General features: G+C 60.4%; 22 protein-coding genes. 9 read left to right on the top strand and 13 right to left on the bottom strand.

The annotated features are described in order from the left end of the window. Window position 1: 1 nt before the first annotated feature. The 4 genes from HNR03_RS23205 to miaB all read right to left on the bottom strand — a co-directional run bounded on the left by HNR03_RS23205 (window position 2) and on the right by miaB (window position 3,912). Window positions 2-841, bottom strand: coding sequence for an HlyC/CorC family transporter (locus HNR03_RS23205; protein ID WP_027924283.1), 840 nt, complete (start codon window positions 839-841; stop codon window positions 2-4). Window positions 842-846: 5 nt separating this feature from the next. Beyond that, window positions 847-1,341 (bottom strand): rRNA maturation RNase YbeY, encoded by a 495-nt coding sequence (gene ybeY, locus HNR03_RS23200; RefSeq protein ID WP_259156113.1) that lies wholly within the window; start codon window positions 1,339-1,341, stop codon window positions 847-849. Continuing rightward, window positions 1,334-2,350, bottom strand: coding sequence for a PhoH family protein (locus HNR03_RS23195; protein WP_259156109.1), 1,017 nt, complete (start codon window positions 2,348-2,350; stop codon window positions 1,334-1,336). The genes ybeY and HNR03_RS23195 overlap by 8 nt, the downstream gene beginning before the upstream one ends. A 233-nt stretch (window positions 2,351-2,583) precedes the next feature. Continuing rightward, window positions 2,584-3,912 carry a tRNA (N6-isopentenyl adenosine(37)-C2)-methylthiotransferase MiaB gene (gene miaB, locus HNR03_RS23190; RefSeq protein ID WP_222588592.1) on the bottom strand — a complete coding sequence of 443 codons (1,329 nt, stop codon included), beginning with the start codon at window positions 3,910-3,912 and terminating at the stop codon, window positions 2,584-2,586. A gap of 135 nt (window positions 3,913-4,047) precedes the next feature. Here miaB and HNR03_RS23185 point away from each other — a divergent pair, with 135 nt between their 5' ends. Beyond that, window positions 4,048-4,377: a DUF1820 family protein gene (locus HNR03_RS23185; protein ID WP_007894425.1), complete on the top strand. Its 330-nt coding sequence runs from the start codon at window positions 4,048-4,050 to the stop codon at window positions 4,375-4,377. A gap of 127 nt (window positions 4,378-4,504) precedes the next feature. Here HNR03_RS23185 and HNR03_RS23180 read toward each other — a convergent pair whose 3' ends face one another. From HNR03_RS23180 to HNR03_RS23165, 4 genes are all read right to left on the bottom strand, one after another. Continuing rightward, a complete protein-coding gene (locus HNR03_RS23180; RefSeq protein ID WP_259156098.1) occupies window positions 4,505-5,059 on the bottom strand; it encodes a tetratricopeptide repeat protein in 555 nt (184 codons plus the stop codon). Between the two features lie 225 nt (window positions 5,060-5,284). Next, a complete protein-coding gene (gene hemL / locus HNR03_RS23175) occupies window positions 5,285-6,568 on the bottom strand; it encodes a glutamate-1-semialdehyde 2,1-aminomutase (RefSeq protein ID WP_090179512.1) in 1,284 nt (427 codons plus the stop codon). 17 nt (window positions 6,569-6,585) lie between these two features. After that, the gene (gene thiE / locus HNR03_RS23170) at window positions 6,586-7,209 is read right to left on the bottom strand and encodes a thiamine phosphate synthase (RefSeq protein ID WP_259156095.1); all 624 of its coding nucleotides are present in this window, start codon (window positions 7,207-7,209) and stop codon (window positions 6,586-6,588) included. Window positions 7,210-7,241: 32 nt separating this feature from the next. After that, entirely contained in the window at window positions 7,242-8,039 is a 798-nt protein-coding gene (locus tag HNR03_RS23165) for a hydroxymethylpyrimidine/phosphomethylpyrimidine kinase (RefSeq protein ID WP_208671319.1), read from the bottom strand. Window positions 8,040-8,353: 314 nt separating this feature from the next. On the opposite strand from HNR03_RS23165, the gene HNR03_RS23160 reads away from it, so the two are divergent. The 4 genes from HNR03_RS23160 to HNR03_RS23145 all read left to right on the top strand — a co-directional run bounded on the left by HNR03_RS23160 (window position 8,354) and on the right by HNR03_RS23145 (window position 14,845). Continuing rightward, window positions 8,354-10,738, top strand: coding sequence for a hybrid sensor histidine kinase/response regulator (locus HNR03_RS23160; RefSeq protein ID WP_259156092.1), 2,385 nt, complete (start codon window positions 8,354-8,356; stop codon window positions 10,736-10,738). Window positions 10,739-10,811: 73 nt separating this feature from the next. Beyond that, a complete protein-coding gene (locus HNR03_RS23155; RefSeq protein ID WP_259156089.1) occupies window positions 10,812-12,461 on the top strand; it encodes an acyl-CoA dehydrogenase family protein in 1,650 nt (549 codons plus the stop codon). A gap of 176 nt (window positions 12,462-12,637) precedes the next feature. After that, complete coding sequence (gene amn, locus HNR03_RS23150) at window positions 12,638-14,137, top strand: AMP nucleosidase (RefSeq protein ID WP_222588585.1); 1,500 nt, start codon at window positions 12,638-12,640, stop codon at window positions 14,135-14,137. Between the two features lie 72 nt (window positions 14,138-14,209). After that, window positions 14,210-14,845, top strand: a complete 636-nt coding sequence (locus tag HNR03_RS23145; RefSeq protein WP_259156087.1) for a pseudouridine synthase — start codon at window positions 14,210-14,212, stop codon at window positions 14,843-14,845. Here HNR03_RS23145 and HNR03_RS23140 read toward each other — a convergent pair. Both HNR03_RS23140 and HNR03_RS23135 read right to left on the bottom strand, forming a co-directional pair. Beyond that, complete coding sequence (locus HNR03_RS23140; RefSeq protein ID WP_007937369.1) at window positions 14,840-15,049, bottom strand: DUF2788 domain-containing protein; 210 nt, start codon at window positions 15,047-15,049, stop codon at window positions 14,840-14,842. The genes HNR03_RS23145 and HNR03_RS23140 overlap by 6 nt on opposite strands. A 199-nt stretch (window positions 15,050-15,248) precedes the next feature. Next, complete coding sequence (locus tag HNR03_RS23135; RefSeq protein WP_007937367.1) at window positions 15,249-15,728, bottom strand: Lrp/AsnC family transcriptional regulator; 480 nt, start codon at window positions 15,726-15,728, stop codon at window positions 15,249-15,251. A gap of 436 nt (window positions 15,729-16,164) precedes the next feature. Between HNR03_RS23135 and HNR03_RS23130 the strand changes: the two genes are divergently transcribed. Then, window positions 16,165-17,220 carry a DUF6515 family protein gene (locus HNR03_RS23130; protein ID WP_259156075.1) on the top strand — a complete coding sequence of 352 codons (1,056 nt, stop codon included), beginning with the start codon at window positions 16,165-16,167 and terminating at the stop codon, window positions 17,218-17,220. Here HNR03_RS23130 and HNR03_RS23125 read toward each other — a convergent pair. Further along, window positions 17,214-18,110 (bottom strand): cation diffusion facilitator family transporter, encoded by an 897-nt coding sequence (locus tag HNR03_RS23125; RefSeq protein WP_259156073.1) that lies wholly within the window; start codon window positions 18,108-18,110, stop codon window positions 17,214-17,216. The two genes, HNR03_RS23130 and HNR03_RS23125, sit on opposite strands and share 7 nt — an antisense overlap. A 29-nt stretch (window positions 18,111-18,139) precedes the next feature. Further along, window positions 18,140-18,559, bottom strand: coding sequence for a polyribonucleotide nucleotidyltransferase (locus HNR03_RS23120; RefSeq protein ID WP_259156072.1), 420 nt, complete (start codon window positions 18,557-18,559; stop codon window positions 18,140-18,142). Window positions 18,560-18,668: 109 nt separating this feature from the next. Between HNR03_RS23120 and hrpB the strand changes: the two genes are divergently transcribed. After that, window positions 18,669-21,188 carry an ATP-dependent helicase HrpB gene (hrpB, locus tag HNR03_RS23115; RefSeq protein ID WP_222588582.1) on the top strand — a complete coding sequence of 840 codons (2,520 nt, stop codon included), beginning with the start codon at window positions 18,669-18,671 and terminating at the stop codon, window positions 21,186-21,188. 140 nt (window positions 21,189-21,328) lie between these two features. Here the strand turns inward: hrpB and HNR03_RS23110 are convergent, their stop codons facing one another. After that, the gene (locus HNR03_RS23110) at window positions 21,329-22,249 is read right to left on the bottom strand and encodes a LysR substrate-binding domain-containing protein (protein ID WP_222590296.1); all 921 of its coding nucleotides are present in this window, start codon (window positions 22,247-22,249) and stop codon (window positions 21,329-21,331) included. Window positions 22,250-22,475: 226 nt separating this feature from the next. Between HNR03_RS23110 and HNR03_RS23105 the strand changes: the two genes are divergently transcribed. Both HNR03_RS23105 and HNR03_RS23100 read left to right on the top strand, forming a co-directional pair. Next, the gene (locus tag HNR03_RS23105; protein ID WP_259156211.1) at window positions 22,476-23,969 is read left to right on the top strand and encodes an aldehyde dehydrogenase; all 1,494 of its coding nucleotides are present in this window, start codon (window positions 22,476-22,478) and stop codon (window positions 23,967-23,969) included. A gap of 32 nt (window positions 23,970-24,001) precedes the next feature. Continuing rightward, entirely contained in the window at window positions 24,002-25,372 is a 1,371-nt protein-coding gene (locus tag HNR03_RS23100; RefSeq protein ID WP_259156070.1) for an aspartate aminotransferase family protein, read from the top strand. Window positions 25,373-25,532 lie beyond the last annotated feature (160 nt).

The raw sequence follows: 25,532 nt of genomic DNA, 5'->3' as shown, positions 1-25,532 counted from the left end.
CTTAGCGTGCAATAGGAGTCAGGCGCAGCAAGTGAATTCGACGGCTGTCGGCGTTCAGGATGCGAAAGCGATAAGGGCCAATTTCAGTGATTTCATTACGTTTTGGCAAGTGCCCGAACGCGCTCATCACCAGGCCGCCAACTGTGTCGAACTCATCGTCGGAGAACTCGCTGTCGAAGAACTCGTTGAAGTTCTCGATCGGCGTCAGCGCCTTGATCAGGAAATCACCGCTGGGCAATGGCTTGATGTAGCTGTCTTCTTCGACGTCATGCTCGTCTTCGATGTCGCCGACGATCTGTTCCAGCACGTCTTCGATGGTCACCAGACCGGCCACGCCGCCGTATTCGTCAATGACGATGGCCATGTGGTTGTGGTTGGCGCGAAATTCACGCAGCAGCACATTCAGGCGCTTGGACTCCGGCACGAAGGTGGCCGGGCGCAGCAGGTCCTTGATGTTGAAGCTGTCGCCGTTCTCCTTGAGGATCAACGGCAGCAAGTCCTTGGCCAGCAACACGCCCATCACGTCATCGTGGCTTTCGCCGATGACCGGGTAACGGGAGTGGGCCGAGTCGACCACGGCAGGCAAAAACTCGCGAGGTGTCTGGGTCGCCTTGATGCTGACCATCTGCGAACGCGGGACCATGATGTCCCGCACTTGCAGGTCAGCGACCTGGATGGCGCCTTCGACGATGGCCAGCGCTTCGCTGTCCAGCAGTTTGTTTTGGTGTGCATCGCGCAGCAGCTCCAGCAGCTCCTGGCGGTTCTTCGGCTCGTGGGCAAAAGCCTGGGTCAGTTTACCCAGCCAAGACTTCTGCCCGTTGCTCGATCGATCTTCGCTCATAGCGATTACTCTGAATCCTTTGTTGTAACGATAGGGGATGTGTCGGTTTCGTCGTCCGCGTACGGGTCGGGATAGCCCAACTCTGCAAGCAACGTTCGTTCCAGTGCTTCCATTTCCTCGGCTTCGTCGTCATCTATATGGTCGTAACCCAGTAGATGCAAGCAGCCGTGAATCACCAGATGGGCCCAGTGGGCCTTTAGTTCCTTTCCTTGTTCGGTGGCTTCACGTTCGACCACCGCCACGCAGACGACCAGGTCGCCCAGCAACGGGATGTCGAGAAACTCATCCGGCACATCGGCAGGAAATGACAGGACGTTGGTGGCGTAGTCCTTTTGCCGCCAGGTCTTGTTCAACTCGCGGCCTTCGGCTTCGTCGACCAGGCGAATGGTCATCTCGGAGTCGGCCGTGCGCTGGCGCAGAGCCAGTTCGCACCATTGGCGGAACTCGGCTTCGCTTGGGGCCGGCGCTTGGGTAGCCAGTTGCAGATCAAGCTCAAGCATCGTGGCGAGTGTCCTTGGGCGAGAACTTCGCCGGTTCATCAGCTACGCGATTCTCGAAGCGCTCGTAGGCTTCGACGATCCGCTGCACCAACGGATGGCGCACGACGTCTTTGGGCATGAAATGGGTGAAGCTGATACCCGGCACGTCCTTGAGCACCTCGATCACATGGTGCAGCCCGGACTTGGTGCCTTTCGGCAAGTCGACCTGGGTGATGTCACCGGTGATGACCGCGGTGGAGCCGAAGCCGATTCGGGTCAGGAACATCTTCATCTGTTCGACGGTGGTGTTCTGGCTTTCGTCGAGGATGATGAAACTGTTGTTCAGCGTACGACCGCGCATGTACGCCAGTGGCGCAACTTCGATCACCTGGCGCTCGATCAGCTTGGCGACGTGTTCGAAGCCGAGCATTTCGTAGAGTGCGTCGTACAGCGGGCGCAGGTACGGGTCGATCTTCTGCGACAGGTCGCCAGGCAGGAAGCCGAGCTTTTCGCCCGCCTCAACCGCCGGGCGCACCAGCAGGATGCGCCGGATCTGTTCACGCTCCAGCGCGTCTACCGCGCAGGCAACGGCAAGATAGGTCTTGCCGGTACCGGCCGGGCCGATGCCGAAGTTGATGTCGTTGCCGAGAATTTCCTTCACGTAGCGCAGCTGATTCAAGCCGCGAGGGCGAATCATGCCTTTTTTGGTGCGCAGGGCAACGGAGGGTTCAGCGGGGGAGACGTTGTCCAGCTCTTCGACGGCCGATTCCTGCAGGAACAGGTGAACCATGTCCGGCGACAGCTCGGTACCCTTGGTTTCCCGGTACAGACGGCGCAGGAGGTTTTCCGCTGAGGTGGTGTGTTTGGGCTCGCCGATCAGTTCGAACTGGTTTCCGCGGTTGCGGATCTCGATGGTCAGGCGCTGTTCGATCAAGCGCAAATGCTCGTCGAATTGCCCGCACAGATTGGCGAAGCGGCGAGCCTCAAAGGGCTCGAGGATAAAACGATGTGGTTCTATGGGTGCGTTCAAGGTCGTATTTAGCCGCCCTGGGGCAATTAAGATGAAATCAAGGATAACGCCAGAGGGCTGGGTGCGAAAGCTCTTAAATAGATGAACCTGTTCTCAGGAACAACGCAGGTCCAGTGTGGGAGCTGGCTTGCCTGCGATGACGGGCTCACATCCAAAAGAGATGTTGCCTGTTACACCGCTATCGCAGGCAAGCCAGCTCCCACATTTGATCTCCATTGATCTGAAAATCGGTGTCACTGAATCAACGAGCCCCGCAGCGAGTGAGGCTGTGCGGCGTCGATGTGCACGTCGGCGAACTGGCCGATCAGCGTGGGATTGTCGCAGCGGAAATTGACGATCCGGTTATTCTCGGTCCGGCCTTGCAGCTCGCCGGGGTCCTTTTTCGAGTAATCGGTAACCAGAATCCGCTGGATCGAACCGACCATTTGTCGGCTGATCTCGAAACCTTGCTGGTTCAGGCGATGTTGCAGGGCATTCAGGCGTTCTTTTTTCAGCGCTTCCGGGGTTTCGTCAGCCAGGTCTGCGGCCGGAGTGCCCGGGCGCTGGCTGTAAACGAACGAGTACGAGAAGTCGAAGCCGACGTCTTCGATCAGCTTCATGGTCTGCTCGAAATCTTTTTCGGTCTCGCCCGGGAAGCCAACGATGAAGTCCGAGCTGATGCAGATGCCTGGCACAGCGGCCCGCAGCTTGCGCAGTTTGGATTTGTATTCCAGCGCGGTGTGGTTGCGTTTCATTGCCGCGAGGATCCGGTCCGAACCCGATTGCACTGGCAAGTGCAGGTGTTTGACCAGCTCCGGCACATCGGCGTGGGCCTGGATCAGGCTGTCGGAAAATTCCAGCGGGTGCGAGGTGGTGTAGCGAATCCGGTCGATGCCATCGACGGCAGCCACGACGCGGATCAGCTCGGCGAGATCCGCCAGGCGTCCGTCGTGCGTGGTGCCACGGTAGCCGTTGACGTTCTGACCCAGCAGGGTCACTTCCCGAACGCCGTTTTCCGCCAGATGCATGATCTCGGCAATCACGTCGTCGAACGGGCGGCTGACTTCTTCGCCGCGGGTGTAAGGCACCACGCAGAACGTGCAGTACTTGCTGCACCCTTCCATGACTGACACATACGCGCTCGGGCCATCGATGCGCGGCTCCGGCAAATGGTCGAATTTTTCGATTTCCGGGAACGAGACGTCGACTTGCGGCAGCTTGGTGGCGCGTGCGGCGTCGATCATTTCCGGCAGGCGATGCAGGGTTTGCGGGCCGAAGACCACGTCGACATACGGTGCGCGATCACGGATGGCCGCGCCTTCCTGGCTGGCCACGCAACCGCCGACGGCGATCACCATGTCCGGGTTGGCCAGTTTCAGTTCGCGCCAGCGGCCGAGCTGGGAATACACCCGGTCCTGCGCGCGTTCGCGAATGGAGCAGGTGTTGAGCAGGATCACGTCGGCGTCTTCAGCGCGAGCGGTCACTTCCAGGGCCTGATGTTCGCCCAACAGATCGACCATGCGCGAGCTGTCGTACTCGTTCATCTGGCAACCGTGGGTTTCGATGTAAAGCTTCTTGGCCATGGATACAGTCATCACGTGATTCAAAGAACCGCGCATTATAGGGAACATGTCCCAAGGTTCCTACCGCTGTGCGTCCGGCGGCTATGCTATAGTTCGCGCCCTCATTTTTATCCCCCGATGTGTTGCTCGCCCACCATGACCAAACGTGAAGCTCCAATCTACAAGGTGATTTTCCTCAATCAGGGCCAGGTGTACGAAATGTATGCCAAGCAGATCTATCAAAGTGATCTGTGGGGCTTCCTGGAAGTGGAAGAGTTCGTCTTTGGCGAGCGCACACAAGTGGTCGTCGACCCGAGCGAAGAGAAGCTCAAGGCTCAATTTGAAGGCGTTGTGCGCAGTTTTGTGCCGATGCATTCGATTGTGCGCATCGATGAAGTCGAGCGTCTGGGCACACCAAAAATCAGCGAAGCCCGCGGCGCGGTCGGCAATGTCATGCCGTTCCCGATGCCGATGCCTGAGAAGTAAGTCTCAAGACCGAGTCGCCCCCATCGCGGGCAAGCCCGCTCCCACAGGGAATGCGTTTTTTAATGAGAATGCGATCACATGTGGGAGCGGGCTTGCGCGCGATGGGGCCAGAAAGATCGAAACAGAATTAAGGCAGTGGCGAAAACGGCGTACGCCCATCGGCGCTCTGCAATTCCATCAGGTATTTACGAAAGATTTGCCCCAGCACCTGGGTCGCCACTTCAAGTTCTTCTCGAGGCATTTTCTCGGCCACTTCGTCCGCCGTATCCAGCGCATCTTCAGCGCCATTGACCGCGGCCATTTTCAGCACGATATACGCCTGAACGTTATTGGCTGGTACGCCTTCGCCGTGGAAAAACATGGTGCCAAGTTTGAACTGCGCCTGGGCGTGGCCCTGCAATGAGGCCTTCTCGAAGTAGTCCAGGGCTTTTTTGAGGTCGCGCGGCGTGTTTTTGCCGTCGTAGTAGAACACACCCAACTCGTATTGCGCTTGTGCATCCCCTTCATCCGACGCTTTCTGACAGGCGGCCAGCGCTTGCGTCAGGTCTTGCGGCTGAGTATTGAGGGTGCAACGACCCATCGCTGGGATTAACAACGAGTTGCCGCCTGCTTGTGCGAGCGCGAGCAGGGGCTGAAGGAGCAACAGGCAGCCCAGTGCAAGGGCGCGGCCGGTGCGGTTCATGGGAATCGACTTACCTCTGAAGGGCGCGCGGACCCATCGAGGGGATCCAATAAGCGCGCATTATGAAATAAGCAGGGCCAACCTTACAAAGTCTTTACTCGTTTTTCTGCTGCGCGGGGAATATATCGCCCAATTTGTCGGGAATTCTTGGCACAAGCGTCGGAATAAGGGCGTAAATGCAGGCGAAAGCTGACGCCGGCATTGGCCGACGTCAGCGACACAGGGTTATTTCAATGCAGCGAAAGCTCGTTCGGCGGCATCCAGTGTCAGTTTCAACTCGGTCTCGCCGTGGGCGATCGAGGTGAAGCCTGCTTCGAATGCGCTCGGCGCCAGGTACACGCCGCCTTCGAGCATCAAGTGGAAGAAGCGACCGAACAAGGCTGCATCGCTGGCCATCACGTCATCGAAGGTCACGATGTCGTCGGCACCGCTGAAGTACAGGCCGAACATCCCACCGGCCTGGGTGGTCACGAAAGGAATGCCAGCGGCATCGGCACGCTGTTGCAGGCCATCGAGCAGACGGCTGGTGTAGTCGCTCAGCTCGTCGTGGAAACCAGGACGGCTGATCAAGCGCAAGGTGGTCAGGCCGGCGGCCATCGCCAGCGGATTGCCCGACAAGGTGCCGGCCTGATAGACCGGGCCCAACGGTGCGATGCACGACATGATTTCACGCTTGCCGCCGAAGCAGCCTACCGGCATGCCGCCGCCGATGATCTTGCCGAACGTGCTCAGGTCCGGCGTCACACCGAAGTGAGCTTGGGCACCGCCGAGTGCGACGCGGAAACCGGTCATCACTTCGTCGAAAATCAGCACCACGCCATGTTTGTCGCACAGGGTGCGCAGGCCTTCGAGAAAACCTGGCGCCGGCGGTACGCAGTTCATGTTGCCGGCCACCGGCTCGACGATGATGCAGGCCACGTCCTGACCGACTTCGGCGAGCATGGTCTCCACTGCGTCGATGTCATTGAATGGCAGGGTCAGGGTGTGCTTGGCGAAGTCCGCCGGTACGCCGGCCGAGCTCGGTACGCCTTGGGTCAACGCGCCGGAACCGGCCTTGACCAGCAGGCTGTCGGAGTGACCGTGGTAGCAGCCTTCGAACTTGATGATGTTGTCTCGACCAGTGAACCCACGCGCAAGGCGGATCGCACTCATGGTCGCTTCGGTGCCGGAGCTGACCATGCGCACCATTTCCATCGACGGCACGATCGAGCAGACCAGGTCGGCCATCTCGGTTTCCATCGCGGTCGGGGCGCCGTAGGACAGACCGTGTTCCAGCTGTTTACGCACCGCGTCCAGAACGTCCGGGTGGCTGTGGCCGAGAATCATCGGACCCCAGGAGCCGACGTAGTCAACGTAGCGCTTGTCGTCTTCGTCGGTGACGTAGGCACCTTCAGCGTGTTTGAAGAACAGCGGGGTGCCGCCAACGCTTTTGAATGCGCGAACAGGCGAGTTCACGCCTCCGGGAATGTGTTTCTGGGCATTGGCAAACAGGGTTTCGGAACGAGACATGATCGGGCTCTCAAAAATCAGGATTTGAACAATTCGTTAAAGGCGCGGGCGCGGCGGGTGACTTCAGCCGTGCTCTCGGCGCCAAACAGGCCGTGGACGACCGCCAGCAGATCGACCCCATGGGCCACCAGCGGCGCGGCGTTTTCCAGGGTGATGCCGCCAATCGCGCAGATCGGCAGGTGCAGTTTGCTGCGCGCCTGATCGAGCAACTCAAGGCTGCAGGTCGGTGCGCCGGGTTTGGTATTGGAGTTGAAGAAGCGACCGAAGGCGACGTAACTGGCGCCTTCCTTGGCGGCTTGTTCGGCGAGTTCGAGTTGTGCGTGGCAGGTTGAACCGATGATCGCCTGACGACCGAGCAATGCGCGGGCCGGGGTCAGCGGGCCGTCGGTCTGGCCCAGGTGCACGCCGACGTTCAGGCGCGCAGCCAGCTCGGCGTCGTCATTGATGATCAGCTTGGTTTTGTAGCGCTCGCACAGATCGCGCAGGGCTTGGGCCTCGCGCAGACGCCTGGCATCGTCGCTGCTCTTGTCGCGGTATTGCAGCAAGGTGACGCCGCCTTCGAGCGCCGCCTCCACGTACGAAAGAAATTTACCGGCCAGCAACTGGCTGTCGGTAATGGCGTACAGGCCACGTAGTTTCATCGGACAAGCCTCTGCGCTTTACGCATCAAAAGTTACGAACAGAAATCCAGCGGCAGGCGGCGCGGCACGAACTGGCCTTTGCCCAACTGCTCCGCATCGCGCAGGGTACGCCAAGTGTAGTCAAGCGCAGTCTGCACGGCGCTGGCGAGGTGTTCACCCAGGGCCAGGCGACCGGCCAGCGCGCTGGCCAAAGTGCAACCGGAACCGTGATAACTGCCAGGCAGGCGTTGGCAGGTAAACGTCTGGCGGTGACCGTCGCGGCTGTACAAGCGATTATGGATTTCGTGTTCGTCGCCATGACCGCCAGTGATCAGCAGGTGTTTGACGAACGGCAGGAGTTTTTCAGCGCATTCATCCGCGGTGCCTTCGGGCAGTTCGGCGAGGATGCGGGCTTCAGGAAGGTTGGGGGTGGCGATGATGGACAGCGGCAACAGACGTTCGCGCATGGCATAGCCGACTTCGTCCTTGCCCAGTCGTCCGCCGCCACCGGCGCGCAGCACCGGGTCACAGACCACCGGCAAATGCGGGTGCGCCGAGAGCAGTTCGACAACGGTGTCGACCATTTCCAGGGAACCGAGCATGCCCAGTTTGACTGCGGCGACTTCGGAATCGTTAAGCACGGCGTTGGCCTGGGCCAACACCCACTCGCGATCGAGGACGCGGAAGTCAGTGACATTGACTGTGTCTTGCACGGTCAGGGCGGTGACGGCCGGAGCCGCATGACAACCCTGAGCGAGCAGGGCTTCGATATCTGCCTGCAAGCCGGCGCCACCACTTGGGTCGTGGCCGGAGAGACAGAGGACAACGGGGCGAGAGCTGTAGATATTCATGGTGCGCGAGCTTACCACCAGTCGACCAGCGAGTCATGACGGTCCCTGTGGCGGCCTTCACCTGAATGCCATCGGAATGTGCCAATCGTCGATCCATTTTCACCTTTAGACGAGGCTAACGGCTCTAGCTCAATACGCAGCGCTGGAACGCCCGTCCTAGAGCCTTTGTAGGAAAAATTTCAATGGTGTTCAATGGCCATCAACAGCTATGCTAGAGTGGATCCAAACCAATAACAGGTAATACCGGTTTTACGTCTACTCAAAAGGAATGAGGGGCTTCCTGAGATAACCGGACAGGCCACGCTGGGGCTTAAATGCGCTATTTGTTGATGTTGCTGTTGTGCTTGCCCCTCATGGCAAGTGCCGTTGAATTTGATGAATTTACCCGAAGCCTTCCCTTGGGCCGAACCCTGCAAGTGTATGAAGACGCGGGTGGTCAAGCGACCATCGCCGATGTTCGTGCGCAAGCCGCTGCCGGTAACTTCAAGGCCCACGATAAAGACACCCTTAACGCCGGTTATTCGCGTTCAGCGTTCTGGCTGAAAATCGACCTGCATTACCGACCTGCCGACCCTGCGGCACAACGCACCTGGTTGCTGGAACTGGCCTATCCGCCCCTCGATCACCTTGATCTTTATCTGCCCGATGCTGGCGGGGACTATCAATTGGTCCGGCAAACCGGCGATGCATTGCCCTTCGCCACTCGCGAGATCCGCCAGAACAACTACCTGTTCGATCTGAACTTCGCCCCTGACCAGGCGCAAACCGTTTACCTGCGCCTGCAAAGTGAAGGGTCGGTCCAGGCGCCCGTGACGTTGTGGTCGAGCACGGCTTACCTCGAAGACCAACCGGTGCGCCTCTATGTGTTGGGGCTGATCTATGGCGTGCTGCTGGGAATGCTGGTCTATAACCTGTTCATTTACCTCAGCGTGCGTGACACCAGTTACCTCTATTACATTTTCTACATCGCCTCGTTCGGCCTGTATCAGCTATCGGTGAACGGCGCGGCAGTGCAGTATTTCTGGCCGGACAATCCCTGGTGGGCGAATGCCGCGACGCCGTTTTTCATCGGTTGCGCAGGGCTGTTCGGTAGCCAGTTCGCCCGTAGCTTCTTGCAGACCGCCAGCCACAGTCGCTGGCTCGATCGCCTGTTGCTGGCACTGGTAGCGTTCAGTGCGGTGGTGGTCGGCTTGTCATTGATGACCAGCTACGCCTTGGCCTTGCGTCTGGCGACGGCCCTGGCTTTGGTTTTCACCGTGGTGATTTTCGTCGCCGGGCTGTGCGCCTGGTTGCGGGGGCTGCGCGTGGCGCGGTATTTCATCATTGCCTGGTCGGCCTTCCTGCTCGGCGGCATCGTCAACACGATGATGGTGTTGGGTTACCTGCCCAACGTGTTCCTGACCATGTACTCCAGCCAGATCGGTTCCGCCATCGAAGTCGCATTGTTGTCCCTGGCGCTGGCCGATCGAATCAACGCCATGCGCGAACAGCAGGCGCAGACGCTGTTCGATGCCGGTCAAAAGCTCGAAGTGCTGAACCAGCAACTGGCCCACAGCAACAAGCTCAAGGACGAATTCCTCGCGACCCTGACCCATGAACTGCGCACGCCCATGAACGGTGTGATCGGTTCGCTGGAGTTGATGCAGACCGTGGAGATGGATCCGGAGCTTGAGCAATACCAGCAAACCGCCGCCGGTTCTGCGCGAGACATGATGCGCATGGTCAACGGCATCCTCACCCTGACCGAGTTGCAGGCGGGCAAACTCAAGGCCAGTTCGGCAACGTTCAGTTTGCGCGGTGTGGTCGAAGCCTTGCGGATGCAGTTCGAAGGCAATGCCTTGAGCAAGTCGCTGGATTTCAAAGTCGAAGTGACACCGGGCCTGCCGGATCGCTTGAATGGCGACAGCGCCAAGCTGTCGCAATGCCTGGAATGCCTGCTCGATAATGCGATCAAGTTCACCCGCGTCGGAGGGCTGGCGCTGCGGGTGACGGGCAAGCCGGTGGACAACGGCCGACTGGCATTGTCGTTTGCGGTGATCGACACCGGCATCGGTTTCACTGATCTGGGGGAGGCGACGCTGTACCAGCACTTCTTCCAGCTCGATGGCTCCATGACCCGTGAATACGGTGGACTGGGCGTGGGCCTGGCGATCTGTCGGCAACTGGTCGAACTGCTCGGCGGGCGTCTGACCCATCGATCCGAACCCGGCAGCGGCAGCCGCTTCCAGCTGGACGTCGAGTTCGACCTGCCGGTGGTGGAGCGGCCGCCAGTGCCTTTGGTGAACCGCGAATTCTCCGGTTTGCGCCTGCCGCAGGATTGCTCGGTGTTGTTGGTGGATGACAACAGCATCAATCAACTGGTGATGCGCGGCATGCTGCTCAAACTCGGGTTCCGGGTGCGTGCTACCGACAGTGGGGCTGCCGCACTCGATCAATTGCAGCGTGAACATTTCGATGCGGTGTTGCTCGATTGCCAGATGCCCACACTGGACGGCACCTCTCTTTGCTGCCAGATCCGCGCCTTGCCGGGGTGTGCCGAGTTGCCGGTGTTCGTGGTCGCCATGAGCGGTGAGCGGGAGCGCTGTCCGAACGGCGCCTTGATCGACTATCTGAGCAAGCCGGTTAAATTCGAGGATTTGCAAGCAGCGCTCTATCGGCGCGTGCTCTGTCCGGGGCAAGGCGAAAGCGCCGACATTTAGGCAGATATGACACTTTGTTCGGTCAAGGGGCGGTGCTTAACTGAATCCCTTGGCTGATCAAAGGAGCCCCGTCATGAACCTGCATCAGTTCGCCGAAACCCACGAAGTCACCAACCAGCCACCGTCACTGGACGGCACCAACCTCTATCGCATCGACCTGCCGTTGCAAGAGTGGTCACGGCGTTTCGGGGCCGGGTGGGCCGAGTCGCGGATTGACGCTTACGGCGCACTGGCCGGCGGGCCACTGATGGAAGCCGGGTTCCTGGCCAATCAAAACAAACCGGTGTTCGTCAGCCATGACCGTTACGGCCATCGTATCGATCTGGTGGAGTTTCATCCCGCGTATCACCAATTGATGCGCACGGCGATCGAGCACGGGTTGACCTCGTTGCCCTGGGCGCATCCGCAGCCCGGCGCGCATGTCGCGCGCGCGTCCATGTCGTATCTGCACAGCCAGGCCGAAGCGGGTAGCGGTTGCCCCTTGACCATGACCTTCGCCAGCGTGCCGGCGATGCGATTGCAACCGGATCTGGCCGAGCAGTGGCTGCCGAAAATCCTGTCTACCGAATACGACCCGCGCAATGTCGGCATGGCCCACAAGGCCGGTGTCACCATCGGCATGGCGATGACCGAAAAACAAGGTGGCACCGACGTTCGGGCCAACACCACCAAGGCCTATCCGGTGGGCGCGAGCGGTCCTGGCCAGGCCTATGAACTGGTGGGGCACAAGTGGTTCTGTTCCGCGCCGATGTGCGATGCCTTCCTGACCCTGGCGCAGACGGACAAGGGGCTGACCTGCTTCCTGCTGCCGCGCCACCGCCCGGACGATACGCGCAATCAGTTCTACATCCAGCGCCTGAAAAACAAACTGGGCAATTGCTCCAATGCGTCCAGCGAAGTCGAGTTCCGGGGCGCGCTGGCGTGGATGGTCGGCGAAGAAGGGCGCGGCGTTCCGACCATCATCGAGATGGTCGCGATGACTCGCTTCGATTGCATGGTCGGCTCCAGTTCGCTGATGCGCCAGGCGCTGACTCAGGCCAGTCATCACTGCGCGCACCGAATGGTCGGCGGCAAGCTGCTGAGCGAACAACCATTGATGCAGAACGTGCTGGCCGATCTGGCACTGGAAAGCGAAGCGGCTTTGGCGTTGAGCCTGCGCATGGGCAAGGCGCTGGATCATCTGGATGACAGCCATGAAGCCAAATTCGCCCGCTTGGTGACGGCGGTGGGCAAATACTGGATCTGCAAGCGCGCGCCGGCAATGATCAACGAAGCCGCCGAATGCATGGGCGGTGCCGGGTACGTCGAAGAAAGTATCCTGCCGCGCCTGTACCGCGAGGCACCCGTCAACTCGACGTGGGAAGGCTCCGGCAACGTGCAATGCCTTGACGTATTGCGCGCGCTGTCGAAAGAGCCGGGCGTGCTGGATGTGTTGTTCGGCGAGCTGGGCGATGGTCATGGCGATAAACGCCTGGCCGCGCACATCAGCCAATTGCAGGCAGCGTTCAAGGACACCAGCGACATTCAATACCGTGCGCGGCAACTCACTGAAGACATTGCATTGGGGCTCCAGGCCAAATTGTTGCTGGAGGCCGGCAATTCGGCGGTCAGCGATGCGTTTATAGCCAGTCGGCTAGGCTCGGCCGGGCGGGTGTATGGCGCGTTGCCGCGAGGGCTGGAAGTGGAAGCGATTGTCGCCCGCTCAACCCCGCAAGGTTTCTGAGCACGATTGCAGGATGGACACTGAACCCCTGTGGGAGCGAGCCTGCTCGCGATGACTGAGTAACATCCGACATTGAAGTCGACTGTCACATCGCTATCGCGAGCAGGCTCACTCCCACATTTGATCTGTGCTGTATCAGCACGCCACTGTTCCCGTGAAGCGATGATGCAGGCAAGATGAAGCACTGCAAGTCAGAACACAGGATGCTGATCGTGACCGAAGCTTTTATTGTCGTTCAAACCGCCGAGCAAGCCGTGGATCGGCTTGCGCTCTTGCACAATCGTGCAACCACCGCGCTGAACCAGGCGCTCAAGCGTTACCTCAAGGATCGTGTCGAGCCCGACGCCGAGCAGCGTGCGATGTTTCGTTATCCCGAGCTGCGTCTGACCTATCACTGCCAGGGTGAGGTCCCACAGACCACTCGCGCCTATGCCAAGGTTCAGTTGCCTGGGACCTACAGCGTAACCGTCACCCATCCGGCGGCTTTCCGAAAATACTTGCTGGAACAACTCGTGCCGTTGATGCACGACTTCACCGTGACCGTGGAAGTCGGCGTCAGCCAGCAAAACATTCCGTATCCGTACGTGGTCGAGCAGGGCGATGAGCTGGCTGGCTCCGGCGTCACCGCCGCCGTACTGGCGCGAGTGTTCCCGAGTACGGATTTGTCGGCCGCCACCGACGGTATTGCCGACGGCTTGTACGATTGGGAAAACACCGATCCGCTGCCATTGGCGCTGTTCGACGCCGCGCGGGTGGACTTTTCCTTGCGCCGGCTGGTGCATTACACCGGCAGCGATTGGCGCCATGTGCAGCCGTGGATTCTGTTGACCAACTACCATCGCTATGTCGACCAGTTCATCGTCCATGGCCTGGAGCAGTTGCGCAGCGACCCGCGTTTTGTGCGCATGGTCTTGCCGGGCAACGTGATCATCGAAAAGACCATGGACCACGGCGAAGCCTCGGCGATTGCCGCGGGCGTGGTCTGGCACCGTTATCAGATGCCGGCCTATCACCTGATTGCCAGCGACGGTCATGGCGTGACTTTGGTCAACATCGGCGTCGGCCCGTCCAACGCCAAGAACATCACTGACCACCTGGCGGTGCTGCGTCCGCATTGCTGGCTGATGATCGGTCACTGCGGCGGTTTGCGTCAGTCGCAGACCATTGGCGACTACGTGCTGGCTCACGCTTATATGCGTCGCGACGGGATTCTTGACCGGGTGGTGCCACCCAATATTCCGATTCCAGCGCTTGCCGAAGTACAGATGGCGTTGCAGCAAGCAGCGGCCAACATCACCGGCGAGAAGGGCGACGAGCTGAAAAAACGCCTGCGCACCGGCACCGTCCTGACTTACGACGACCGTAACTGGGAACTGCGCTGGGCGCAGGAACGTCCGCTGATCAACCTGTCTCGCGCCGTGGCGGTGGACATGGAAAGCGGCACCATCGCGGCCCAGGGTTATCGCTTGCGGGTGCCGTATGGCACGTTGCTTTGCGTGTCGGACAAACCGCTGCACAGCGAAATCAAACTGCCAGGTTCGGCCAACGCCTTTTATGAGCGCGCGGTCAGCCAGCACTTGAAGATCGGCATCGAGGCTGTTGACCTGTTGCGCACTGAGCTCAACTCGCTGCACTCGCGCAAACTGCGCAGCTTCGACGAGCCGCCGTTCCGTTAACGGTTTGTCGTGGTCATTTGGCGGTCAGGGCACTAGCATTAGCAGCCCTGACCGTTAGATGCTCTCCTCGCCATGTCCCGTCCTCAGCCTCCCGCTTCCCGCCGTCCAGGTGCGAAACCAGCTTCTTCAGCCCCACGCCGTGTCGCCAAAGCGCCGCCAGCCGAGCCGAAACTGATTCTGTTCAACAAACCGTTCGATGTGCTGACGCAGTTCAGCGACGGTGAAGGGCGCGCGACACTCAAGGACTACATCGACATTCCGGGGATTTACCCGGCAGGACGGCTGGACCGCGACAGTGAAGGTTTGCTGCTGCTGACCAACGACGGGCAACTCCAGGCGCGGATCGCTGATCCGAAACACAAACTGGCCAAGACGTATTGGGTGCAAGTGGAAGGCGAGCCGAGCGCCGAGCAATTGCAGCGCCTGCGCGAGGGTGTCGAGTTGAACGACGGCATGACCTTGCCGGCCGAGGCGCGGCAACTGGATGAACCCGAGTTGTGGCCACGCAACCCGCCGGTACGCTTTCGCAAAAGCGTGCCGACAAGCTGGCTGGAATTGGTGATTCGCGAGGGACGCAACCGTCAGGTTCGGCGCATGACGGCGGCGGTCGGCTTGCCGACGTTGCGTCTGGTACGGGTCAGAATCGGCGACTGGACGATCGAAGGGCTCGATCAGGGCCAGTGGAAGGAAGTGCCGGCGCGTTTATAACGTGCCGGATTCGATCAGGCCGATGACCACGCTTTTGATCACGAATGCAGCGACACCCAAGCCCAGTACGAAGAACAGGATGAAAGAACCGAAGCGTCCGGCTTTGGATTTCTTCGCCAGATCCCAGACGATGAAACCCATGAAAATGATCAGGATGCTGACCAGTCCAGTCATCATCCACTCTTCGAATACTGCAGGATCCATCGGACATCTCCAGCGCGGGCGTGGCTAAAAGGCGCTGAAGTATACGGTATGGGGGATTGGCGAAGTATTGACCTGCGGCAGTGTGTCGCAGCTATTCGTCGCATTGGGCCGGCCCCATCGTGGGCAAGCCCGCTTCCACAGAAGATCTTCGATGTTCAGGAGATCCCTTGTGGGAGCGAGCCTGCTCGCGATGGCGTCCTCAGCTACGCAGATGAGTCAGCGGTAACTCCGTACTATTGAGCACCTGGTTCAACACAAAACTCGACCGCACGCTCGTCACCCCTTCAATCCGGGTCAGATGTCCCAGCAGCAGTTTCTGATAGTGATCCATGTCGGGCACTACCACCTTGAGCTGATAATCCGCATCCATCCCGGTCACCAGGCTGCATTCCAGCACCTGCGGTAATGTACGAATCGCCGCTTCGAAGTTCTCGAAACGCTCCGGCGTATGGCGGTCCATGCCGATCAGCACATAAGCCGTCAGGCTCAAGCCGAGCATTTTGCGGTCCAGCAAGGCGACCTGGCGGGAGATGTAGCCGTCGTCTTCCAGCTGCTTGACCCGGCGCGAGCACGGCGAAGGCGACAGGCCGATGCGTTCGGCCAGTTCCTGGTTGGAGATGCGCGCGTCACGCTGCAATTCCGCCAAAATACTCAAGTCGTATCGGTCGAGTTTGCTCATCAATCAGGCCTTTGTCATAACTATTGCGGCAGATTATCTATCCAGGGTTAAAAATTGCGCAAGTGATGTTTATTTGAGCAATCTTCGCAATCCTCTGCCGGCGCCTCCGGCCTATTCTTATCACCAGAATCACTGCTCGGACAAACAGTCCACAGCGGCTCGCCCAATCAGGCCAGTCGCGGTCGCCACCCCCACAGGGGATGTGTCGGCCCCCGAGCTACACACTGTCCAGAAGACGGCGTGAGGTGAGCCGGCGCCACAAGCGTCGAGCACGGACGAAGTTCTCTAAAGGGAGGCCGACGGGTCTCCCTTTTCTTTTGCCCTGAATTTGACGATGGCGCTCAATAAATAAGTTTCGCGACTGATAACCTGTTGCAGAACCGGCCTGTGCTTTTCCAGTCTTACGTACAGGCCCTAACCCGCAGTGAGGAAAAGCATGAAGTCGCGCATCTGGCGTTTGGCCGGTGTTGGTTTGCTGTGTATCAGTGTCACTGCGCAATCGCTGGCCGATGATCAGCAGAACCGTGGCCCCGAAGGCGGGCAACGTGGATCGGATGGCCATGAGGGCAACAATAGGGGCCATGGCGGCGAGAATCAGCCGCGTCCGCAAAATCAGCCGCAGCAAAATCAGCCGCGCCCGCAGAACAACGACATCATTCGTGGCGACAACAGCCGCCAGTTCGAGCACAACGGGCAGAACCAAAACAACGGCCAATGGCAGAACCGTCAACAGCCCAACTACAACAACCCTGTTCGATCGGCGCCACCACCGCCTCAGTTGCCGGCCAATGACCTGCCGATCCAGGGGCGACCTGACACCGTGCGCCAGACCCAGCAGCCACAGCGTGGGTACTATGAGGACATTCCGCGGCGCTACGATAACAACCCGCATTGGCAGAACAACGGCCCACGTCCCGATGATCATCACTGGGCCGGTCGTCCGGACGGACACGGTAATGGATGGGGTGCAGGCCCGCAGTATCGTCCCGGCCAAGTGATCGATCGCTTCCCGGACCGTGAATACCGCGTGCCTTATGGCGGCCGTGATTACTTCTATTCCGGCGGCTATTGGTATCGCCCGCAAGGCCCACGTTACGTTGTGGTCCAACCGCCTCGCGGAATTCGGGTCGGCTACTTGCCCGATTACGCCCGTGAAGTGTGGATCGGCGGTGCGTTGTTATTCCTGGCCGCCGGTTCGTATTACGCCTATCAGGAAAGCACGCAGGATTACGTCGTGGTCGAGCCACCGGTGCAGCAGCCACCGCAGCCGCAACCGGCCAGCAATGGCTATGACGTCGTGGCGTACCCGGCCAACGGCCAGTCGCCGGAGCAGGTCAATCAGGACGGTTACGAGTGTTATCAATACGCGGTGCAGCAGAGTGGTTTCAATCCGCGCACGGCCACTTACCAGCCAGACCCGTCGGTGGTGCAAGCCTACCGCCAGGCCCAAGGCAACTGCCTGAGCAGTCGCGGCTACCAGGTTTCCTACTGAGCCCTGGCGGCCATCACCACTTCCTGCGGGTCGGCGTGCACCAGCACTTCGGCTCGCGGGTAAGCGGCATGAATCGCGTCAGCCGCCTGATCGCTGATGCCGTGGGCGACTGACAGCGTCAGGTCTCCCGGCAATTCCAGATGCAACTGCACGAACCACTGATTGCCGGAAATCCGCGTGCGCAAGTCGTGCGCGCCCAATACTCCCGGTACGCTGCAGGCGAGCTCAAGCATGTGCTGGCTGACATCGGGCGGCAATTCTTCATCCATCAGTACCGTAAAACTTTCCTTGGCGATCTGGATGGCGCTCCAGAAAATGTATGCGGCGATTGCCAGCCCGAACCACGGGTCGACCTGATGCCAGCCAAACCCGGCCAGAATCAGCGCGACCAGAATGCTGCCATTGAGCATCATGTCCGAGCGGTAGTGCAGTGAGTCGGCGCGCACGGCATTGGAACCGGTGGCCTTGACGACCCGATGTTGAAGTATCAGCAACGCCAGGGTCAGCGCCAGGGAGAACAAGATCACCCCGATGCTGATCCATGGCGCGCCCACCGGTTCAGGGTGTTTCAACCGATCGATTGCCTGCAAGGCAATCAACACCGCACTGCCACCAATGAACAGCGCCTGAGCCATGCCGGCCAGTGACTCAGCCTTGCCGTGCCCGTAACGGTGGTCATCGTCGGCGGGACGCAAGGCGTAATGCACCGCCAGCAGGTTGAGCAAAGAGGTGACGCCGTCGAGTGTCGAATCGGTCAACCCGGCAAGCATGCTCACCGAACCGCTCAACCACCAGGCAATGGCTTTGGCGACGATCAGCGTACAGGCGACCGCCACCGAGGCACGTGTCGCCAGCCGCAACAGGCGGGCGTGTTCGGAGCTGGAAATCATAAGTGCGGCGGTTCCTTTGAATGCTCGAATTACGCAGCAGGTTGCAGGCCGAACATAGCCAGTTGCTGAGCGCTGCCCTTGTGCTGGATCAGGCGTGGGTCATCCAGCGGGAAGCTGCGGCCCAGTTCAGTTTCCAGAATAGTCTGCAACTTGTGGTTATCGACCTTGCCGTCGGCGCCGATGGCTTCCTTGAGTTTTTCCGGAGCCACCTGAGCGGTGTGGCCTGGCTCGAAATAAATCGCGCCGGTGGCGAAGTCCACTGCAAACGCGATCAGGCCCGGGATGATGTAAAACAGCAGGCCCACGGCATCGAGCGCCGCGATGGCCGGGTCGATCTTGCCATCGATCTGTCCACGACGGTCGGGGTAGAAAATCGAACCGCAAGCGGTCACTTGGGTCAGCAAGGTCGCGACCAATACACCGCCAATCAAGCGAAAGGGAACACGCATATGAAATCTCCTGAGTCATTTGGAAAACGAAGGGGCGCTATATGAATTAGGACCGTGATTAACGCTGAGCAGTTCGCCGTTATACTCGCCGCTCTGTTTTGGAGCCAGCATGATTTCTTTGCCGATTGACGAAGTTTTACCCGCGCTGCGTGAAGCCTTGGCGACACGCCATGAAGCTGTGCTCGAAGCACCGCCTGGTGCCGGTAAAACCACCCGCGTTCCGCTGGCCTTGCTCAATGAGAGCTGGCTGGCCGGGCAGACCATTTTGATGCTTGAACCGCGCCGTTTGGCCGCGCGTGCGGCGGCGGAGCGTCTGGCCAGTGAGCTGGGCGAGAAGGTTGGTGAAACCGTTGGCTACCGGATTCGGCTGGACAGCAAAGTCGGGCCCAGGACCCGTATCGAGGTGGTCACCGAAGGCATCCTCACCCGGCGCTTGCAGGACGACCCGGCGCTGGAGGGCGTGGGCCTGCTGATCTTCGATGAATTTCATGAGCGCAGTCTCGATGCTGATCTGGCGTTGGCCCTGAGCCTGAATGGCCGGGAGCTGTTTCGTGACGACCAGCCGCTGAAAATCCTCTTGATGTCGGCAACGCTCGAAGGCGAACGCCTGGCCGGGTTGCTGGACGACGCGCCGATCCTGCGCAGTGAAGGTCGCATGTACCCGGTAGCGATGCGCTGGGGGCGGCCGTTTCAGCCCGGCGAATTCATCGAGCCGCGGCTGGTGCAGACCATCCTCGAAGCGTTGAACGATGAAACCGGCAGCGTGTTGGTGTTCCTGCCGGGGCAGGCGGAAATCCGTCGTGTTCATCAGCAATTGGCCGATGCGCTGGGCGACAATCCGCAGGTTCTGCTCTGCCCGTTGCACGGTGAACTGGACCTCGCCGCACAGCGCGCCGCCATCGATCCGGCGCCTGCCGGCAAACGCAAAGTGGTGCTGGCGACCAACATCGCCGAGACCAGTCTGACCATTGACGGCGTGCGCGTGGTGATCGACGCGGGGCTTGCGCGGGTGCCGCGATTCGATCCGGGCAGCGGCATGACCCGTCTCGACACCCAGCGGATTTCCAAAGCCAGCGCCACGCAGCGCGCGGGTCGGGCCGGGCGCCTTGAGCCGGGAGTGTGTTATCGCTTGTGGTCGCAGGATCAGCACGAGCAACTGGCGGCGTATGCCAGTGCCGAAATTCTCTCGGCAGACCTTGCCGGTCTGGCGTTGCAGCTGGGTCGTTGGGGTGTGACGCCGACGCAACTGGTGTGGCTCGACGTGCCGCCCGCCGCCGCTTATGCACAGGCTCAGGATCTGCTTGAGCGCCTGGGTGCGTTGGACGGCGAAGCGCTGACCCGTCACGGTCAGGCCATGGCCGAACTGCCGGCGCATCCGCGCATCGCCCATTTGCTGTTGCGCGGGCAGGCGCTCGGCCTGGCTGACATGGCGTGCGATGTCGCGGCCTTGCTCGGCGAGCGGGACATCTTGCGCGGCGCGGGTGCCGATCTGCACAGTCGATTGACGCTGTTGTCCGGCGAAGAGCGGGCCGCGCGCGGTGCCCAGGGCGGCGTTCAGCGTGCCCGGCAACTGGCGCGGCAATATCGCGGTTATCTGCGCGGCAAAGCATCGGAACCGGTCAGCGACCCGGATCATCCGCGCTGGCTCGGCGCGCTGCTGGCGTTGGCGTATCCCGACCGCGTCGCTCAACAACGACGTGCCGGTGGCGCGGAATATCGCTTGGCCAACGGTCGTGCTGCGTTGTTCGCCGAAGCCGACAGCTTGATGAAACAACCCTGGCTGGTGATCGCTGACCTCGGCAGTCGTCAGGGCCAGCGTGAAGAACGGATTTATCTGGCGGCGGATTTCGATCCGGCGCTGTTCGATTCCGTGCTGGCCGAGCAAGTGCGCGTGGTCGATCAACTGGATTGGGATGAGCGCGAAGGCGTTTTGCGCGCCGAGCGTCAGCGCAAGGTCGGGGAACTGATCCTCAGCCGTGAACCGCTGACCGGTCTCGATGAAACCGCCCGCAGCCAAGCACTGGTGAACCTGGTGCGGCGCAAAGGCCTGGAGCTGCTGCCGTGGACCCCGGAGCTGCGTCAGTGGCAGGCACGGGTGGCCTTGTTGCGACAGTTGGACCTTGGCAACAAAAGCGACAGTGAGTGGCCGGATGTCAGCGACGCCGCGTTGCTCAAAAACCTCGAACACTGGTTGATGCCGTATCTGGGGAAAGTCTCGCGGTTGAGTCACTTCGCCAACCTGGACCTGTCGAGCATCGTTCACAACCTGCTGCCGTGGCCATTGCCGCAACGGCTCGATGAGCTGGCGCCGCATCATCTGAGCGTGCCGTCGGGCTCCTCGATTCGTCTGGACTACAGCGAGCAGCCGCCGATTCTGGCGGTACGTTTGCAGGAGTTGTTCGGCCTGGCCGAAACCCCGCGTATTGCCGGGGGCCGGCAGGTGGTGAAGCTGCACCTGTTGTCACCGGCTCGGCGGCCGGTGCAGGTGACCCAGGATCTGGCCAACTTCTGGCGCAGCACGTACGCCGAGGTGAAGAAGGATTTGAAGGGGCGGTATCCGAAGCACTACTGGCCGGATGATCCATTGGTGGCCGAAGCAACGGCGCGGATCAAACCCCGCAAAAGCTGAGGATACTGATCGTTCCCACGCTCCGCGTGGGCATGCATCCCGTGACGCTCCGCGTCACCATTGCGCAGGACTCAAGCCTTGCGATAACAACGGGACGCGGAGCGTCCCCGGCGGCATTCCCACGCGGAGCGTGGGAACGATCAAAGCCTGGCTTCAGCCTTCGCGGTGAGCTGCTCCCGACAATAGTCGGCAAACAACTGCGCCGGCTTGGTCAGTTGCCCGCGCTTGAGCCACGCCGCTACCAGCCCCGAGCCGGTGACGTCTTCGACGATGTCCACGCACACCACTTTCTGGCCGTCATAGGTGCATTCCGAATGCGGCCGGGTGACCAGGATCGAAAAGCCGAAACCTTGCCCGACCATGCCCCGGACCATTTCAATCGACGGCGAGCTGAAGGCAATGTTGGGCGACAGGCCCAATTCCTCGAACAGGCTGACGAAGTAGGTCCGGCTCGGTTGCACGTCCAGCAGAATCATTGGTTCCAGGCACAGGTCACGCAACGACACTTGCTTGAGCTGGGCGAAGCGATGGTCCGCCGGCAGCAACGCGTACGGTCGCTGCGCTGGCATCAGGGGTTCGGTCTGGATGGTGGCGTCGAGGTCATGCTCATACAGGATTGCCAGGTCGAAGGTGCCGGAGGTCAGGCCTTGCACCAGCTCTTGCTGCTCGCCGTCACGGATGCGGATTTTCACCCCCGGATATAACGCCGAGAACCCGGCAATCAATTGCGGCAGGTACAGCGGCGCGACCGTTTCGAAACAGCCGATATCGATTTGCCCGGACACCACATCGTTGTCGGCCAGGGCGTTCTGTTCGAACTCCTTGGCCATGCGCAGCAGTTCCTGGGCCTTGCGGTAGAAACGTGCGCCGCTGGGAGTCAGGGAGACGCCTTGAGCGTGATGGCGGATCAGCAGTTGCACGCCGAAGCTGTCTTCCAGGCCTTTGATCGCCGTGGAGATGGCCGGTTGCGCGATGTACAGCTTGCGCGATGCCTCGGCGACGCTGCCGCACTCGACGGTGGTGATGAAGTATTTCAGTTGACGCAGGTTGTAGGCAGCCACGGCAAACCTCGGGGTGGATGATCTCGACATCCAAGCAAATTGCGAGCCGCCCGCGTCCGTTCGTTCGACGGTGTTGTTGTGCCTGAACAATAACCACATCGCACGCGACGGGGGAGATTGGCTGCCCAGTTTTTTCATGGTCTGCGAAGACATTTTTACTATTTTTCCTGGACAGGGGCCTGAGCGACCATCCAATTCACAAGAAAAGCCCATGGAGCATCTGAACGTGTTCGAGCTTGCATACTGGCAAAACAAGGCCGCTGCACTGCGGTTTCCCGACCTGGCTGTGATCGACGGCAAACCCCGTTCGGCGTTGTCGGGGCAGACCTTCGCGGCGATCAATCCCGCCACCGGCCAGTGCCTGGCCAACGTCACCGCGTGCGGTGAAGAAGACGTGGACATGGCGGTACGCAATGCGCGGCAGGTGTTCGAGGCTGGCACCTGGTCGGCGCGCTCGCCGGCTGAGCGCAAGCAAGTGCTGCTGCGTCTGGCTGATCTGATCATGACTCACCGTGAAGAACTGGCACTGCTCGATTCGCTGAACATGGGCAAACCGGTGATGGATGCCTACAACATTGATGTGCCGGGTGCGGCCGGGGTGTTTCGCTGGTACGCCGAAAGCCTAGACAAACTCTACGACCAGATCGCCCCGAGCGCGCAGAACGTGCTGGCGACCATCACGCGTGAAGCGCTGGGCGTGGTCGCTGCCGTGGTGCCATGGAATTTCCCCCTCGACATGGCGGCGTGGAAGCTCGCGCCAGCGCTGGCGGCGGGCAATTCGGTGATCCTCAAGCCCGCCGAGCAATCACCGTTTTCCGCCTTGCGTCTGGCTGAGCTGGCGCTGGAAGCGGGCCTGCCAGCGGGTGTGCTGAACGTGTTGCCGGGCCTCGGCGAGCAGACCGGCAAGGCCCTCGGTTTGCACCCGGATGTCGATTGCCTGGTGTTCACCGGCTCCACTGAAGTCGGCAAATATTTCATGCAGTATTCCGCGCAGTCGAACCTCAAACAGGTGTGGCTGGAGTGCGGCGGCAAGAGCGCCAATCTGGTGTTCGCCGATTGCCAGGACCTGGACCTTGCCGCCGAGAAAGCCGCGTTCGGGATCTTCTTCAATCAGGGTGAAGTCTGCTCGGCCAATTCGCGGTTGCTGGTGCAACGTTCGATTCATGATGAGTTTGTCGAGCGCCTCAAGGCACAGGCACAACGCTGGCAGCCGGGTGATCCGCTGGACCCGTCGAGCAGCGCCGGGGCGATTGTCGATAGCCGCCAGACCGCGCGCATCATGAAGTTTATCCAGCAAACCGAACGCCAGGGCGCGACCAGGGTGTGCGGTGGCCGGCAGTCGATTTTCAACGGCTCCGACAACTTCATCGAACCGACGATTTTCACCAACGTAACCCCGGACATGCCGCTGTTTCGCGATGAAGTGTTCGGCCCGGTGCTGGCCGTCACGGCGTTCGAGGACGAGGCACACGCCTTGCAACTGGCCAACGACAGCGTTTACGGTCTGGCGGCCTCGCTGTGGACCGACGACCTCAATCGCGCCCACCGCGTGGCGCGGCAATTGCGCGCGGGCACCGTGTCGGTCAACAGCGTCGATGCGCTGGACGTGACCGTGCCGTTCGGCGGCGGCAAGCAGTCCGGTTTTGGCCGCGACCTGTCGCTGCACTCATTCGATAAATACACCCAGTTGAAGACCACCTGGTTTCAGCTGCGCTCATAACAGTTGCTAAAAACAAAAACGGAGAACTGGCGATGACCACACCACGTGAAACCCGCGACTACCAGGCCGCCGACGCTGCGCACCACATCCACGCATTCGTCGATCAAAAAGCGCTCAACGACGAAGGGCCACGGGTGATGGTCCGGGGTGAGCGCCTGCATCTGTGGGACAACGATGGGCGGCGTTACCTCGACGGCATGTCCGGGCTGTGGTGCACCAACCTCGGTTATGGGCGCAAGGATCTGGCTGCCGCTGCGACCAGGCAGCTTGAGCAATTGCCGTACTACAACATGTTTTTCCACACCACCCACCCGCAGGTCATCGAGCTCTCGGAGCTGCTGTTCAGCCTGTTGCCGGGGCACTACAGCCACGCGATCTACACCAACTCCGGCTCTGAAGCCAACGAGGTGCTGATCCGCACGGTACGCCGTTACTGGACGATTCTCGGCAAGCCCGAGAAGAAAGTCATGATCGGACGCTGGAACGGCTACCACGGCTCGACCCTGGCGGCGACGGCGCTCGGGGGCATGAAGTTCATGCACGAAATGGGCGGCATGCTGCCCGACATTGAACACATCGACGAGCCGTACTTCTTCGCTCACGAGGGCAACCAGACCCCGGCCGAATTCGGCCTGCGGGCGGCGCAGCAACTGGAAGCGAAGATTCTCGAACTGGGCGCGGACAAGGTCGCCGGGTTTATCGCCGAACCGTTCCAGGGCGCGGGCGGGATGATCTTTCCTCCGGAGAGTTACTGGCCGGAAATCCAGCGCATCTGCCGCAAGTACGACGTGCTGTTGTGCGCCGACGAAGTGATCGGTGGCTTCGGTCGCACCGGCGAATGGTTCGCCCACGAGTACTTCGGTTTTGAACCGGACACGCTGTCGATTGCCAAGGGTTTGACCTCCGGCTACATCCCCATGGGCGGGCTGATTCTGTCGAAGAAAATGGCGCAGGTGCTGGTGGAGCAGGGCGGTGTATTTGCCCACGGCTTGACCTACTCCGGGCACCCGGTGGCAGCGGCCGTTGCTATCGCCAACCTCAAGGCCTTGCGCGATGAAGGCGTGGTCACGCGGGTCAAGGATGACATCGGGCCGTACCTGCAACAGTGTTTGCGCGAGGTGTTCGGCAATCACCCGTTGGTGGGCGATATCCAGGGTGTCGGCATGGTCGCGGCGTTGCAGTTGGCCGAGGACAAGAGCAGTCGCAAGCGCTTTGCCAACGAGAATGATATTGCCTGGCGCTGCCGCACGATCGGCTTTGAGGAAGGCGTGATCATTCGCTCGACCCTGGGGCGGATGATCATGGCGCCAGCGTTGATTGCCAGTCGTGAAGAGGTTGATGAACTGGTCGGCAAAACCCTGAAAGCGGTTGATCGAACGGCTCAGGAATACGGCCGTCTCTAATATCCACTGATCGTTCCCACGCTCCCGCGTGGGAATGCAGCCCGGGACGCTCCGCGTCCCTGTGATGTGACGCAGAGCGTCACTGGAGGCATTCCCACGCAGAGCGTGGGAACGATCATTTGCGCAAATAACTTCCTTCCTGTCTGTTTTGCACCCACCC

Origin of the sequence: Pseudomonas sp. JAI111, assembly GCF_024809425.1 — a bacterium.
In the GTDB taxonomy this organism is placed as follows: domain Bacteria; phylum Pseudomonadota; class Gammaproteobacteria; order Pseudomonadales; family Pseudomonadaceae; genus Aquipseudomonas.
The sequence above is the reverse complement of the archived record's forward strand: the minus strand, read 5'-3'. Positions and strand labels throughout refer to the sequence as shown.

Bases quoted from the DNA above. Each gene is read 5' to 3' on its own strand.
- HNR03_RS23205 (WP_027924283.1), bottom strand. From the start codon at position 841: ATGAGCGAAGATCGATCGAGCAACGGGCAGAAGTCTTGGCTGGGTAAA.
- ybeY (WP_259156113.1), bottom strand. From the start codon at position 1,341: ATGCTTGAGCTTGATCTGCAACTGGCTACCCAAGCGCCGGCCCCAAGC.
- miaB (WP_222588592.1), bottom strand. From the start codon at position 3,912: ATGGCCAAGAAGCTTTACATCGAAACCCACGGTTGCCAGATGAACGAG.
- HNR03_RS23185 (WP_007894425.1), top strand. From the start codon at position 4,048: ATGACCAAACGTGAAGCTCCAATCTACAAGGTGATTTTCCTCAATCAG.
- HNR03_RS23180 (WP_259156098.1), bottom strand. From the start codon at position 5,059: ATGAACCGCACCGGCCGCGCCCTTGCACTGGGCTGCCTGTTGCTCCTT.
- hemL (WP_090179512.1), bottom strand. From the start codon at position 6,568: ATGTCTCGTTCCGAAACCCTGTTTGCCAATGCCCAGAAACACATTCCC.
- thiE (WP_259156095.1), bottom strand. From the start codon at position 7,209: ATGAAACTACGTGGCCTGTACGCCATTACCGACAGCCAGTTGCTGGCC.
- HNR03_RS23165 (WP_208671319.1), bottom strand. From the start codon at position 8,039: ATGAATATCTACAGCTCTCGCCCCGTTGTCCTCTGTCTCTCCGGCCAC.
- HNR03_RS23160 (WP_259156092.1), top strand. From the start codon at position 8,354: ATGCGCTATTTGTTGATGTTGCTGTTGTGCTTGCCCCTCATGGCAAGT.
- HNR03_RS23155 (WP_259156089.1), top strand. From the start codon at position 10,812: ATGAACCTGCATCAGTTCGCCGAAACCCACGAAGTCACCAACCAGCCA.
- amn (WP_222588585.1), top strand. From the start codon at position 12,638: ATGAAGCACTGCAAGTCAGAACACAGGATGCTGATCGTGACCGAAGCT.
- HNR03_RS23145 (WP_259156087.1), top strand. From the start codon at position 14,210: ATGTCCCGTCCTCAGCCTCCCGCTTCCCGCCGTCCAGGTGCGAAACCA.
- HNR03_RS23140 (WP_007937369.1), bottom strand. From the start codon at position 15,049: ATGGATCCTGCAGTATTCGAAGAGTGGATGATGACTGGACTGGTCAGC.
- HNR03_RS23135 (WP_007937367.1), bottom strand. From the start codon at position 15,728: ATGAGCAAACTCGACCGATACGACTTGAGTATTTTGGCGGAATTGCAG.
- HNR03_RS23130 (WP_259156075.1), top strand. From the start codon at position 16,165: ATGAAGTCGCGCATCTGGCGTTTGGCCGGTGTTGGTTTGCTGTGTATC.
- HNR03_RS23125 (WP_259156073.1), bottom strand. From the start codon at position 18,110: ATGATTTCCAGCTCCGAACACGCCCGCCTGTTGCGGCTGGCGACACGT.
- HNR03_RS23120 (WP_259156072.1), bottom strand. From the start codon at position 18,559: ATGCGTGTTCCCTTTCGCTTGATTGGCGGTGTATTGGTCGCGACCTTG.
- hrpB (WP_222588582.1), top strand. From the start codon at position 18,669: ATGATTTCTTTGCCGATTGACGAAGTTTTACCCGCGCTGCGTGAAGCC.
- HNR03_RS23100 (WP_259156070.1), top strand. From the start codon at position 24,002: ATGACCACACCACGTGAAACCCGCGACTACCAGGCCGCCGACGCTGCG.